We start from the raw sequence: 14,541 nt of genomic DNA, 5'->3' as shown, positions 1-14,541 counted from the left end.
CGTCTTTGAACTTCATTGTGCCAAGACCATCCAGCTATTAACCAACCACCAATATGATTTCTAAAGCAATTAAAGGTTTTAGTACACTAGAGATTGAAACCCATTTAAATGAAGCCTTAAGCGATGGATTTCAGCCTACTCTGGCATTCGCATTTATTTCCAAAAGTCAAGACCGACAAGCCATCACAGCTTTGATGGATGCCAAAAACATTACGGTTTTTGGTTGTACTACTAATGGCGAGTTTATCGATGAAACACCTCAGAAAGGCTCTGCCGCCATCCTTTTGATGGATATGAACAGGAATTATTTCCAAATTTATTTTGAACCTTTTTCCGGTAACAAGTACAAAGAGATCGCAACTCGTGTAGCTAAAAAAGCCAATGAACAATATCCCAAACCTTCTTTTTTATTGGGAATAAGCGGAGCCTCAGCAGATGGGGAAGAAGTGTTGCGAGGCATCGAGTCTGTGATTGGTCCGGGAGTAAATGTTTTTGGTGGTGCAGCCGGAGATGATTTTAATTTTTCTGAAACTTTTGTTTTTACTAATAGGAAGGACTCAGATAACGCCCTCGTTTGTGTCGCTCTGGACGAATCAAAAATTGACGTGAAGGGTATTGCTACCTGTGGCTGGAAAGCTGTAGGTACAGAAAAAATAGTGACCAAAAGTGATGGTAATCATGTATATACGGTTGATAATGTTCCTGTACTGGATATCACCGCTAAATATGGCGGTTTAGAAAATGTGACCCCTGAAAATAATAACCTTCTGGTAGAAATAGCCTCTAACTTTCCATTACAGTTGCAACGGGAAAAAGGCGATCCTATAATGCGTCCAGGGTTGGTTGTTGATTGGTCCGACCATTCATTTTATACCAGTGGCACAGTTCCGCAAGGCTCTAAAGTGCGTTTCTCATTGCCTCCTGATTTTGATGTGATCGATAAGGTGGTGGAAGGTGTAAAAAAACTTAAAGTTTCTGAAATGCCCGAAGCCGATGCTTTGATCGTGTTCTCTTGCGCAGGAAGAATTCTTTCTTTAGGTCCATTAATGACCAAAGAATTAGAGGGCGTTAAAGAGGTTTGGAATGTTCCAATGGCCGGAATGTTTAGTAATGGTGAATTGGGTAGAGCTACAGGAGGTAATTTGGAAATGCACAACCTAACCACATGTTGTGTTGCCTTAAAAGAGAAAAATTGAACGAACAATTACAAATAATTCATGACTTTATTCAGCATAACAATACCATATCTGCTGATGATAAAACACGTCTGATAGACGCGGTAAAAAAGGTGGATTCTGAGCTTAGCATTTCAGAATTTAAGTTGCAACGCACTGAAAAAGTTAAGCGCACTACAGGTATTTTACTTGAGGAAACCATCGAGGAATTGGAACAAAAGAGAAAAGCAATTGAAGCCTCGAATAATGCTTTAAAAAAATCGCTCCAGGACCTAAAAGACACTCAAAATCAACTCATCCAATCGGAGAAAATGGCATCACTTGGTGAACTCACAGCTGGAATTGCACATGAAATTAAAAACCCATTGAATTTTGTAAACAATTTTAGTGAAGTGAGTAAGGAATTATTAGAGGAAATGAAAGAGGAACTTGAGGCCGGAAACCTGGAGGATGTTAAAGACATTGCCAATGATGTTATCCAGAATCTGGAAAAAATAACACATCATGGTAAACGTGCTGATGGTATTGTAAAAGGTATGTTACAACACAGCAGAAATAATAAGGGTGAAAAAGAATTGACTGACCTAAACATATTGGTAGATGAATATGTGCGTTTGGCCTATCACGGTTTTCGGGCTAAAGACAAATCGTTCAACTCGGGTATAGAAACCTCATTTGACGCTAACTTAATACCTCTAAATATTGTACCTCAGGATATCGGTCGGGTGATTCTCAATTTGACAACTAATGCTTTTTATGCGGTTACAGAAAAGAACAAATTAAACCCGGAAAACTATAACCCTATAGTTATGGTGGAAACCAGGCAGTTTGAAAATCATATTGAAATCTCCGTTAAGGACAATGGTGTTGGCATCCCAAAAAATGTATTGAACAAGATCTTTCAACCCTTTTTCACTACAAAGCCTACGGGGCAAGGTACGGGATTGGGTCTGAGTTTAAGTTATGATATCATAAAAGTTCATGATGGTGAATTAATCGTGGAAACTGATGAAGGTGAAGGCGCCAAATTCTTGATTAAAATTCCAACAAACAAAAACTAATGCAGGGCCATAAGGATTTAATAAAACTACAAAAACTACTCGAGGAAAAAAATCGGGAACTCGAAATTGAAGCAGCATTAGAGCGTGTGCGAAGTCGTACCATGGCCATGCATCATACCTCTGAATTACAAGAGGTCATCAATACGGTGCATCAACAATTAAGAGGCTTGAATATTGCCATTACCGGAGGCGCATTTATCACCATTAATGAAGAAATTGAAGACGAGCTAAACTGTTGGGGTGCCGGCGGAACCGCAGATTACGCCGAACGGGTTCATGTGCCCTTTATTGATCGTCCTATTTATACAGAGCTCGTTAATGGTATTAAAAAAGGTTCGGGGCTTTTTACTGAAACATTTTCCAATGAGGAAAAGATTGAATTCTTCAAACACCTTTTAAAACATCCACCATACAACGAAGCTTCAGCTGATCGGAAAAAGGAACTCTTGTCTAAGGAAGGCGGTTATTGTCGTTCCTGTTTTGTTTCAAATTATACGAGCATTTTTATTATTAACCATCACGGGAAGAAATTTTCCGATATCGAAAATGATATCCTGAAGCGTTTCGGAATCGTATTCGAACAGACCTATACGCGTTTTCTCGATCTTCAAAAGGCAGAGGCTCAGGCACGAGAGGCTGAAATAGAGCTCGCATTGGAACGTGTACGAGCAAGAACTATGGCAATGCACAATAGTGATGAACTTTCAAATGTCGCTTCCTTATTGTTCGAACAAATTGGAGAATTGGGTATAAAGGTTTGGACAACGGGGTTTAATGTTTGGCTAAATAACGATAATGCTTATCAGGATTGGATAACAAGTCCCAAGGGAGGTTTTATAGAGCCTTATATAGTCGATACAACTCAATTTTCGGTATTTAAAGAAGTACGAGAAGCGAAACAAAGAGGTGACGAATTCTTCGTTCAATATGTTGGAGGAGAAACCATTAAAAACATGTATGCAGAGTTGAGCAAATTTGCGCCTAAGCAATTTGAGATTATGCTTGAAGATGGTTTTGAATTCCCGAAGCATCAATATGATCATTTTGTTTTTGGTTCTACCGTCAGCCTCATGTTTATCACGTTTGAACCTATGCCCGAAGCACACGATATTTTCAAACGTTTTGGTAAGGTCTTCCAACAAACTTACACCCGTTTTCTCGACCTTCAAAAGGCAGAAGCTCAAGCACGGAAGGCACAGATAGAGGTGTCTTTAGAACGTATACGCGCAAAAACAATGGCCATGCATAATAGCCATGATGTTGGTAATACCGTAGCAACCATGTATCAAGAACTGGTAAGCTTACAATTTGAATCTTTTAGGTTAGGTATTATCATCTTTTATGAGGACGGGCTTTCTGATTTATGGACCATAAAGGCAAAGTCCGATGGAACAATTGATTTGGTTATCGGGCAACTGGACACCCGTATTCACCCCATGCTACAAGGCATATTTAAAGCCTGGAAAAACAAGGAATCTTTTTTCAACTATGAATTGAGAGGTCAGGATCTCATAAAATATTATACAGCTATTAACAACTACCCGAACTATCCGGTTCAAATTGATATGGATAGCTTACCGGAAATTCAATTCAACAGACTTTCCTTTTTCCCGGATGGCGGATTATTTGCTTTTACTGAGAGTCCGATTTCAGAGGAAAAAACACAGATTCTGAAACGCGTTGCCGGCGTTTTTGGCCAGACCTACAGAAGATATCTGGATCTTCAAAATGCTGAAATTCAAGCGCGGAAATCTCGTATAGACCTGGCTGTAGAGCGCGTTCGTGCCAAAGCTCTGGCGATGAATAAACCTGAAGAGATAATAAATGTGGTAGGGAAGCTCAAGGATGAAATCATGGGTCTGGATATTCCTAATGTGGTGGCGGCTACAATTTTCTTAAAAGAAAAAAACGAAATGGTGCGCATGTGGGATCTTTCTACCCTTGAAAAAGATAATCAGGACTATCAAATTCCCTTCGATATTACCTTTAAACTAAAAAAAAGAGACCCAAATCTTTATGTGAAACGGGTTTGGGAAAATCCTGCTAATTACTTTGTGGAAATTCAGGAGGGAAAAGACTTTGACCGCTTAATGGAATGGCTCAGGGAAAATAATAAAAACAACGTTGCAACCGAAGTGGAGGAATACATGGAATCCATTAATCTACAGCGCCTCTACCATACCGTAAAAACTTTGCAAAGTGGGAAATTAGCTATAGATATGTTCGAGCCACCCTCTCATGAAATGGAATCCATCCTCACAAAAATGGGTGCCGCCTTCGATTTAGCCTATAAGCGTTTCAAAGATCTTGAAAAAGCAGAAACTCAGGCTAGAGAAGCCGAAATCCAGTTAGCCCTGGAGCGCGTTCGGGCCAGAACCATGGCCATGCACAAAAGTGCAGAACTATCTGAAGTGGCAGCGGTACTTTTTGAACAATTAAAAGTTCTGGGGGACCGTCCGGAAAGGATAAATATCGGTGTGGTAAAAGAAGATTCGGGTCAAATTGAGTTTTGGGCTACTGAACAAGGTGGCAACCAAATTGATCGCAGTTTTACTACATCTATCGAGCAACCTACCATTGCAAAAATATATGCCGGTTGGAAACAAAACAATAAGTCTTTGGTCGTAGATCTTCAAGGAGACGAATTAAAAACATGGATCACGTTTGTAAAAGAGGAACTTAAAATGCCATTTGATGAAAACCTCATAAAGGACCGAAGGGTTCAAACCATGGCTTATTTTTCTCAAGGCCTACTCTTGATATCCTCTCCGGAAATGATTCCTGCGAAGTCCCTCGACCTTCTGGAACGATTTGCTGCTGTTTTCAACCTCACTTACAGACGTTTTCTCGATCTTCAAAAAGCAGAAGCCCAAGCCAGAGAAGCACAGGTTGAAGCTTCTCTTGAACGCGTGAGGGCCAAAGCTATGTCTATGCATTCCAGTGAAGCTATTGGCGGTGCCATTTCTACGCTATTCCATGAATTGGAAACCCTGGGTGTTAAACCACTTCGCTGTGGCATTATTATTATTTCTGAAAATAAGACCATGAACACATGGACAACTTCAACTGAAGGTGTTGATCAGGCCGTTAATATTTCCGGAATGATCGATATGACCATCCATCCGTTTTTAGAACGCGTTTATAAAGCCTGGAAAACCGGCGAAGACCTTTTTCAATACACACTTGATGGTCAGGATGCTTTTACCTATTACAAAGCTTTATCTGAAAGTCCGGAATACGAACTACCTAAAAATGCTGTTCCTAAAGGAAGGCATTATTGCAACATATTTATGTTCAAGGAAGGCGGACTATTCTCATATACGCAGGAACCTGTTTTAGCCGAAGCTCAAAGCCTATACCTCCGATTCACCAATGTTTTCACCCTTACCTATCGCCGTTATCAGGATTTAAAAACAGCTGAACTTCGGGCCAGGGAAGCCGTTAAACAATCTTCTCTCGACAGGGTTAGAGGTGAAATTGCCAGTATGAGAACCTCTGAAGATTTAAACCGAATTACTCCGGTTATCTGGCGGGAATTACAAACCCTTGAGGTCCCTTTTTTCAGATGTGGTGTTTTTATAATTAATGAAGAAGACAACCTGCTTCAGGTTTATTTAACAACACCTCAGGGCAAAGCTCTGGGGGTTTTAAACCTTACCCTGAGTGCAAATAAAATTACTGAAAACGTAGTAAACAGTTGGAGAAATAAGCAGATATACAAAACCCACTGGAGTAAGGAAGAATTTATGAGCTGGACCCATTCGATGATGGATATGGGTCAGGTAAAAAGTGCCGAAACCTACCAGGGTGCTTCATCAGCACCAGAGTCACTCAACCTACATTTTGTGCCTTTTAAACAGGGGATGCTTTATGTTGGAGATGCCTCTCCGTTAACCAATGAAAAGCTGGAATTAGTAAAAATATTGGCTGAATCATTTTCAATTGCCTATTCACGATATGAAGATTTTAGAAACCTTGAAGCTGCAAAAAATAAAATTGAAGTTACTTTAAACGAATTAAAAGCCACACAAACACAACTTATTCAATCCGAAAAAATGGCCAGCCTGGGTGAGCTTACTGCCGGGATTGCACATGAGATCCAGAATCCACTCAATTTTGTGAATAATTTCAGTGAAGTAAGCAAAGAATTACTTGAAGAAATGAAAGAAGAACTCGAGGCCGGTAACCTGGAGGATGTTAAGGACATTGCCCTGGATGTAATTCAAAACCTTGAAAAAATAACGCATCATGGAAAACGGGCGGATGGCATCGTAAAAGGTATGTTACAGCATAGCCGCACCAGTTCAGGAGTTAAAGAACCCACTGATATTAATGTTTTGGCCGACGAATATTTAAGATTGGCATATCACGGTCTTCGAGCTAAGGACAAAACGTTCAATGCACTTATGAACACCGATTTCGATAAAAACATAGGTAATATCAATGTGATAGGTCAGGATATTGGCCGTGTGATCCTTAATCTGATCACTAACGCATTTTACGCCGTAACAGAAAAGTATAAAAAATTAAAGGAAGACGTTTCGGAAACCGAATACCAACCTTCTGTTTGGGTTAGCACAAAAAAATTAGACCAGGTTGTAGAAATACATGTTAAAGATAATGGCAGTGGTATTCCAAAAAATCTGATTGAAAAGATCTTTCAGCCATTTTTTACCACGAAACCTACTGGAAGTGGTACAGGGTTAGGCTTGAGCCTAAGCTATGACATTGTGAAAGCACACGGCGGAGATTTAAACGTTGAATCACTTGAAAATCAAGGCACTGAATTTAGAATAAGCCTACCAATAAAATAATTGAATATGTAAATCCAATAATATGAAACGGTATCTCAAAAAAATATTAAAAACCTGTATTCCATTAATATTACTCTCATCTGTTTTAATGGCACAACAGGAAATTACACCCAACTATATATCGGTTGTTGATGGCCTTTCATCACCTCAGGTAACTGTTACTTTTCAAGATAGTTATGGATTTCTGTGGATAGGAACATTTGATGGTTTACAAAAATATGACGGGTATCATTTTGAAACCTTTAAAAATGATAATGGTGATCCTTCAAGTATACAAAATAACTCTATTTGGGCTATTCTCGAGGATGCAGAGCATAATATTTGGGTAAGTACAGAAATTGGTATGTCACGCTATGATCGAAAAACCCGGAAATTTACAAATTATGATTTTGTCAAACTGTTTTCGGTAAGTAGTGATATTGCCCGTTGCTTTAATGTTTTTATAGATTCCCGAAACCAATTATGGGCTTTATCTGATTTGGGTTTGTTATCCTTCGATACAGAGAATGATACCTGGAAACTGGTAGCTTATAAACCTATTGATTCAGAAACACCAAAAGATATAGATGGCTATTTACTGGCTTTAACTGAAGACGGTAAAGGAGGTCTTTGGACCGCCTCAAGTTTAACCGGAATGCTATACAAATCTCCAAAGGATACTATTTTTAAACAAATTCCGATAAAAAACCCCCAGGGTAGCCCCTTTGATACTGCTTCCAATACGATAACTGACCTATTTGTTGATACTAATAATATTGTTTGGTTCACTTCCAGAAAGGGAATTTATAAATACAACCCAGCTACAACTGAACTTAAAACTATTGAAAGCTATGATTACGGACCGTTTGAAATCAATAACCACTGGAATAAAATTTTGTTGGATCCAAAGGGAAATGTTTGGATAGCTAATAATTTCAGAGGGTTATTGAAATTTGATGGTATTTCTGATACTTATCATGAGGTTATTATTGCCGGTGGTCAAAAAATACCTGGTGGAGGAAGAGATTTTAGTTTAACCCGGTTTACAATAGATAGAAGTGGTATTTTTTGGTTTGGAACTACGAGCAAGGGCCTTTTAAAATACGATCCATTAAAAAACCCTTTTGAATTATATGCCTTTAATGCCAATATGCCCAGCCTAAGTTCCAACGCCGTTTTTGGTCTAAAAGCTTCAAAAATTAACCCTGATATCTTATATGTTGGCTTACGCGGAAACGGTATGGATATTTTTAATGTGAAAGAAAAAACCTTTCGGCATGTTTCATTTAAAGCCGAAAATGATATGTATGGAGGATCTGTAAGAAGTATTGGTGAAAAAAATGACGGCACCTTACTGTTAGGTACCTGGGGAGACGGGCTTATTGAATTGGATAAGAACCTTAAGGAAGTTAAACGCTTTGTTTACACCCCGGGATCTGAATCAGGAATTTCTGACAACAGAGTTCGATTAATCCAAAGGGACAGTTCCGGGAATTTCTGGATAGGAACCAACAGTGGATTAAATTATTTTAATCCCAAAACGGAAGTATTTAAAAAATTTAAAAGTACGTTAACACGAACTTATGATTCGAAACTTGTTAAAAAAACGGATTCTCTGGCAATATCAGGTAATTCCATTGCAGAAATTAAAGAGGTTACCGATAATCAAAATTTATCCCAACCATTTGAAGTGCTTAAGGAAACCTTATTTCTAATTGAAAGTGTTGGAGAAGGAAACACGGGTAATGGTATGGTAGATTTTGGATGGCTGGAAAATAAAGCTCATGATACTATTTGGAATTCATTCAAGTTAGATAATTCGTATTATGCCGGTGGCGATTCCAAAAACAGGATCCTTATTAATACCATCAAATTAAAACCCGGAGAATACACCTTGCATTATAAATCTGATGACAGTCATAGTTATGGAACCTGGAATGCTGTGGAGCCTGATGTAACAAGCCTTTATGGAATTCGTGTGATAGGCATTCCCGACCAGAAATTATTGCAAATTTTCGAGCAAGATCTTCCTCGGGCGGATGAAAAAAAGTCCCTAAGCGGAAATAGTATCACAGGGCTTGTAGTTAAAGAAAACTATGTTTGGGTTGGAACATCTTCAAGTGGCTTAAATAAAATTGATCTTGAATCAAATAATGTTTCCAGTTACGTACACGATCCGGAAAATAAAAACTCATTAGGAAGTAATAATATCAGGTCTCTAATTGAAGATAAAAATGGAGTTTTATGGATCGCAACAGCTGCAGGAATAACCCGATTTGATCCCGATAAAAACCAATTCACCAGTTATTCCCAGAAGGATGGATTGCCAACCAATCTTATCGCAGACATTCTTCCTGGTGAGAATGGTGAAATGTGGATTTCTTCCGAAAGTGGGTTATCACGAATGATAATAAACGAGTCTCTGAGCAAGGTTACCTTTATTAATTATAATTCAGGAGATGGTTTAGGCGGTAATTCCTTTGTTCAAAATGTATGTGCTCGTACTCCCGACGGAAAATTTTGGTTCGGAGGGGAACATGGCCTTAATGCCGTGAATAAAATTAAAGAAAATAACACCCCACCAAATTTAGTTTTCTCAGATGTTTTAATCTCAAATAAATCCATTTATGCTCCAGATAATATTTCGCTTTTAACCACTGATCTGGAAGACCTTAAAGAGATCAACCTCAAACACAATAAAAATAATCTAAGTTTCGAGTTTGCCGCATTACATTATGCCAATCCGCAAAAAAATCAATACGCTCACAAATTAAAAGGCTATGAGGACGATTGGGTTTATGACAACCGAAACTATGCTTCCTATACCAACCTAAAACCCGGAGAATACGAGTTTATTGTTAGAGCATCTAATGCTTATGGTGTTTGGAATGAAGAAGGAAAATCGTTACGTATCATTATCTCACCTCCGTGGTGGCAAACCTGGTGGGCCTATGGAAGCTATGTTCTTCTCTTGATTTTATTGATCTATAGTTTTGATAGGATTATGCGCCGTCGGGTAATCCTCAGGGAACGCGAAAAAGCAAAGGAAAAAGAATTGGCTCAGGCTAAAGAAATTGAAAAAGCCTATCACGAGTTGAAGGCCACTCAAAAGCAATTGATCCAATCGGAAAAAATGGCGTCACTTGGAGAATTAACTGCAGGTATTGCCCATGAAATTCAAAACCCTTTAAACTTCGTTAATAATTTTTCAGAGGTAAGTAAAGAGTTACTGGATGAAATGAAGTTGGAACTGGATCAAGGAAATAATGATGAAGTAAAGGAGATCGCCGATGACCTCATACAAAACCTTGATAAAATAGCTCATCACGGGAAACGTGCTGACAGTATTGTTAAAGGTATGCTACAGCATAGCCGAAACAGTTCGGGTGAAAAAGCCCCTGTAGACATTAATCTTTTAGCCGATGAATATTTCAGGTTAGCTTATCACGGTTTGCGTGCCAAAGACAAATCATTTAATGCAACCATGACTACTGATTTTGATGAAAGTATCGGTAAAATCGAGATCGTTGGACAAGATATTGGTAGGGTCGTTCTTAATTTAATTACAAATGCCTTTTATGCCGTAAGTGAAAAGAAAAATCAATTGAAGAAAGAACAACCGGAAGTACCCTACGAACCTACCGTTGTGGTAAGTACTAAAAAAACAGAGGATTCTGTAGAGGTAACCGTTACGGACAACGGCAACGGCATTCCAAAAAACCTCGTTAATAAAATATTTCAGCCATTTTTTACAACCAAACCCACAGGTGAAGGTACCGGCTTAGGGCTTAGTCTTAGTTATGATATCATTAAGACCCACGGGGGTAATTTATCTGTTGATAGTGAAGAAGGTAAAGGCACAGTATTTACTATCGAATTACCGGTAAAAACGAAAAAGAAAAAAAATTAATTTTAAAAATATAACCACTATGAAAATATTAGTAGTAGATGATGAAAAAGACATGCAATTACTTTTTCAACAGCGCTTCAGAAAAGAAATTAAACATGATGAACTAAATTTTATGTTCGCGCTATCCGGAGAAGAAGCTTTGAATACCCTCCAAACCATGGATCAGGAAGCGGTATTGATCTTATCCGATATCAATATGCCGGGCATGAGCGGACTTGATCTTTTGGATAAAATAAAAAATGACTTTACAAATCCTCCTTTGGTGGTGATGATGATTACAGCCTACGGTGACGATGAAAATTACCAACGTGCTATCCAACTTGGTGCCGATGAGTTTCTAACGAAACCACTTGATTTTAAAGTCTTAAAAGAAAAATTAAAAACCTTAATGTGATGTCAAAAATACTCGTTGTTGACGATGAGCCGGATTTACAAACCCTCATCAAACAGAAGTTTCGAAAGGAAATCCGTAATAAAGAGTACGAATTCCATTTTGCAGAAAACGGAAAACAGGCTTTAACCAAACTTGGCGAAGTACCTGAGATTGATATTGTATTAAGCGATATCAATATGCCGGAAATGGACGGACTAACACTCCTTAGTAAATTAAGTGAACAGCAGCCGCTTATTAAATCGGTTATTGTTTCCGCCTACGGCGACATGGATAATATCCGTACTGCAATGAATCGGGGTGCTTTTGATTTTATTACGAAGCCTATCAATTTTCAGGACCTGACCCTAACTATGGAAAAAACCCTGAAGCACGCCAAGTATATCAAACAAACTATTCAGGCCATAAAAGAGAACAATATCCTTAAAATGTATGTGGATGAAAATGTTCTCAACTTTATGAATAGTAGAGAATATGAAGCTACTTTATTGGATAACGAAACTGTAGAGGGCACAGTGCTTTTTATTGATATTTGCGGTTTTACAGCCATTAGTGAAACTACCGAAGCCAATACCGTTGTGAGCTTAATAAACACCTATTTTGATGAAATGGTGAAAGAAATCATGGCCCAGGACGGTTATGTGGATAAATTTATAGGCGATGCCATCATGGCTGTTTTTACAGGTGAATATCACTTGGATCGTGCATTGGATGCTGCTTTGGCGGTACGTAACAAAATTAATAACCTGCCACAGGTAAATACAACGCTCAAGTTTCAGCCTAAAGTATCCATAGGTGTTAATAGTGGCGAAATGATTTCCGGGAACATAGGTTCGGAAAGTTTAAAGCGCCTGGATTATACTGTAATTGGCGACACCGTTAATACCGCAGCCAGATTACAGGATGCGGCAGCAGAAAACCAGATCGTAATCAGTGAGGACTGTTATCAACAAGTGAAGGAATCATTTGTTTGCGAAAAAATCGGAAGCATTACCTTAAAAAACAAAGCACAACCAATGACTATTTATCAGGTTATTGAATAAGCATTCTAAAACCCTTTTCAATGGAAAAAAAAGATAAACCAAAAAAATCCGGAAAACTGAAAGAGCACATTAAACGGTCTCCACATACCGAAGACCTGGTGGACCATTATTGGGGAAGCATCAATTATGTATCCGATCTTATAAAGTCCTCTGAACTAAAAGCCGGACTGATCCTTTCGTTTTATGGCATTCTGCTCAACTTTATATATCAGGGTGTTGAGGCCTTAACACATAAACCTTCCGGCAATACCTTAATGTATTCTTTAATAGGATTATGGGTGCTCTGTACCTGCATTTCCATTTATTATTGCGTGCGTTGTTTTATGCCGAAAATTGAAGGAAAATATACGCCAAACGTGTTTTTCTTTGGGGATGTGATTACGCGTTTTGGCGACATCAAACAATTTTCTAAAACGTTTTTCGAGATCAGCCTGGATGAATATACACTTTTTGAACAATTAGGAGAACAGATCTATATCAGTTCTAAAATAGCCGCCTGGAAATTCAAAAATGTTAAACGGGCTATTTATTTCCTGGCCATAAGTTTAGTGGTCCTATTGATTTTAGCGGCTCATTATGTTATGGTTTATTTCTTTTAATTTTTGAAAACTGTGCTCAACCTTTTTAAAAACATCCGCCACAAACTTCTTAATGAAGGTAAAACAATAAATTACCTCAAATACGCTTTTGGAGAAATCATTCTTGTAGTGATTGGTATTTTAATGGCGCTTCAAATAAATAACTGGAACGAGGATCGCCAGGCCACTATTGAAGAACACAATATTTACAGAAACCTAAATACTGAATTTAAAGTTAACAAAACATTGCTTCAATCAGACCTGCTTTTGAATGAAGGAAGCATGGCCTCGGGTAAAATCATTATGGATTTAATAGGCTCAGACGAATCGTATTTAAAAACCAAAAACATAGACAGTATTCTTTACCAGCTCTTTGAAATGGGCAGTGTTAGTTTTTCCGAAAATACCGTGTTGGAAATTATTCAATCGGGAAAAATGAAATACATAAAGAATGATACCATTAAAAATTTGATCTTTGAATGGACCCAAAATAAGGAATTTGTTGAGAGATCGTTGGAAAACCGGGAACGCGTTTCCAATTTGTTGTTGGCATATATTTACAAGACTTACCCACTAAAAAATATAGATATGTATGGCCGCTTGAAATGGCAATCGCCTTCAAAACTAAGCATTGATAAATTTGCCATTTTCAAGGCCGTTGAGTTTGAAAGTTTGATTGACGACCTGCTTTACAATTATCAGGGATTTATTGCCCGACAAAAATCGCTGGAAACTATCATCGATAGGATCATTCAGGCATCCGAACCTTATGCTCATAAAAATATGACCTCCGATGATCAAACTATTTAAAAACATCCGCCAGAAACTGCTGAAGGAAGGCAAAACAATAAGTTATCTAAAATATGCTTTGGGCGAAATAATACTTGTGGTTATAGGCATTTTGATCGCCTTGCAGGTAAACAATTGGAATGAGAACCGTAACGAAAATATACGAGCCCACAAAGTACTTCAGAATTTAAGCGACGAACTAAAGGAAGATTCTACCTACTTTGCAAATGTTTATAATTCAGAGAAAAGTATTTTTCTGGCTTCGGCAGAGCGCTTGTTCGACGAACATATTACAGAACAATTATCTAAAGATAATGATACCATTCTCGCCAGAGCATTCCGGTTCGCTTGTTTTACGCCAGCCATTAAATCTTCACGTAATGCGTATACGGAATTGATGTCCTCTGATCTCATCAATCAAATTCATTCTGAGGATCTTAGGAGGAATTTAAAACAATACTATGGTCAGATCGACTTTTTACAACAATATTCGGAACAAACCTATGCATTAAGTAATACCTTAATTGAAGCGCTTTCAAATTACTATGAGATTATTCCTCTGAATCCAAATCGGCATTCCAACCAATTTTCCAATTTCTCGGGAGCCGGAGAAGATCTGTTTACGGCCCGATATGATTTGAAAGCCTTCAGAAATGATAAAAGTTTAAACCCAAAACTATACGACATGATCGATATCCATAAAGATCGGTTGGGTGGCCTGGAAAATCTAAAAGCGCTTTCAATAAATATACAAAAAGAGATCCGAGAGGAGTTAAAACATAAATAGGTTATTAATAAATT

General features: G+C 38.1%; 9 protein-coding genes. All 9 read left to right on the top strand.

What is annotated here, in order from left to right; all coding sequences use genetic code 11:
* The first annotated feature begins 53 nt into the window (after positions 1-53).
* Genes ABD682_RS03980 through ABD682_RS03940 form a run of 9 tightly spaced genes read left to right on the top strand, consistent with a single transcriptional unit; the run spans position 54 to position 14,527 of the window.
* Positions 54-1,196, top strand: coding sequence for an FIST signal transduction protein (locus tag ABD682_RS03980; RefSeq protein ID WP_344739238.1), 1,143 nt, complete (start codon positions 54-56; stop codon positions 1,194-1,196).
* Positions 1,193-2,236 carry a sensor histidine kinase gene (locus ABD682_RS03975; RefSeq protein ID WP_344739236.1) on the top strand — a complete coding sequence of 348 codons (1,044 nt, stop codon included), beginning with the start codon at positions 1,193-1,195 and terminating at the stop codon, positions 2,234-2,236. Before ABD682_RS03980 ends, ABD682_RS03975 begins: the two co-directional genes overlap by 4 nt.
* Positions 2,236-7,050, top strand: coding sequence for a sensor histidine kinase (locus ABD682_RS03970; protein ID WP_344739234.1), 4,815 nt, complete (start codon positions 2,236-2,238; stop codon positions 7,048-7,050). Before ABD682_RS03975 ends, ABD682_RS03970 begins: the two co-directional genes overlap by 1 nt.
* A gap of 22 nt (positions 7,051-7,072) precedes the next feature.
* The gene (locus tag ABD682_RS03965; protein WP_344739233.1) at positions 7,073-10,939 is read left to right on the top strand and encodes a sensor histidine kinase; all 3,867 of its coding nucleotides are present in this window, start codon (positions 7,073-7,075) and stop codon (positions 10,937-10,939) included.
* A 19-nt stretch (positions 10,940-10,958) separates the two neighbouring features.
* Entirely contained in the window at positions 10,959-11,333 is a 375-nt protein-coding gene (locus tag ABD682_RS03960) for a response regulator (protein WP_344739231.1), read from the top strand.
* Complete coding sequence (locus ABD682_RS03955) at positions 11,333-12,373, top strand: adenylate/guanylate cyclase domain-containing protein (protein ID WP_344739229.1); 1,041 nt, start codon at positions 11,333-11,335, stop codon at positions 12,371-12,373. The genes ABD682_RS03960 and ABD682_RS03955 overlap by 1 nt, the downstream gene beginning before the upstream one ends.
* A 20-nt stretch (positions 12,374-12,393) precedes the next feature.
* On the top strand, positions 12,394-12,972 hold the full coding sequence (locus ABD682_RS03950; RefSeq protein ID WP_344739227.1) for a Pycsar system effector family protein: 579 nt from the start codon (positions 12,394-12,396) through the stop codon (positions 12,970-12,972).
* Positions 12,973-12,984: 12 nt separating this feature from the next.
* On the top strand, positions 12,985-13,761 hold the full coding sequence (locus tag ABD682_RS03945; protein ID WP_344739225.1) for a DUF6090 family protein: 777 nt from the start codon (positions 12,985-12,987) through the stop codon (positions 13,759-13,761).
* Entirely contained in the window at positions 13,745-14,527 is a 783-nt protein-coding gene (locus tag ABD682_RS03940) for a DUF6090 family protein (protein WP_344739224.1), read from the top strand. The genes ABD682_RS03945 and ABD682_RS03940 overlap by 17 nt, the downstream gene beginning before the upstream one ends.
* Positions 14,528-14,541 lie beyond the last annotated feature (14 nt).

The organism is Gaetbulibacter aestuarii, assembly GCF_039537665.1.
Lineage (GTDB): Bacteria > Bacteroidota > Bacteroidia > Flavobacteriales > Flavobacteriaceae > Gaetbulibacter_A > Gaetbulibacter_A aestuarii.
Note: the sequence above shows the minus strand (reverse complement) of the source record. Positions and strands in the feature narration are given on the sequence as shown.

Excerpts from the sequence above, each read along its gene's own strand:
- ABD682_RS03980 (WP_344739238.1), top strand. The coding sequence starts at position 54 with ATGATTTCTAAAGCAATTAAAGGTTTTAGTACACTAGAGATTGAAACC.
- ABD682_RS03970 (WP_344739234.1), top strand. The coding sequence starts at position 2,236 with ATGCAGGGCCATAAGGATTTAATAAAACTACAAAAACTACTCGAGGAA.
- ABD682_RS03965 (WP_344739233.1), top strand. The coding sequence starts at position 7,073 with ATGAAACGGTATCTCAAAAAAATATTAAAAACCTGTATTCCATTAATA.
- ABD682_RS03960 (WP_344739231.1), top strand. The coding sequence starts at position 10,959 with ATGAAAATATTAGTAGTAGATGATGAAAAAGACATGCAATTACTTTTT.
- ABD682_RS03955 (WP_344739229.1), top strand. The coding sequence starts at position 11,333 with ATGTCAAAAATACTCGTTGTTGACGATGAGCCGGATTTACAAACCCTC.
- ABD682_RS03950 (WP_344739227.1), top strand. The coding sequence starts at position 12,394 with ATGGAAAAAAAAGATAAACCAAAAAAATCCGGAAAACTGAAAGAGCAC.
- ABD682_RS03940 (WP_344739224.1), top strand. The coding sequence starts at position 13,745 with ATGATCAAACTATTTAAAAACATCCGCCAGAAACTGCTGAAGGAAGGC.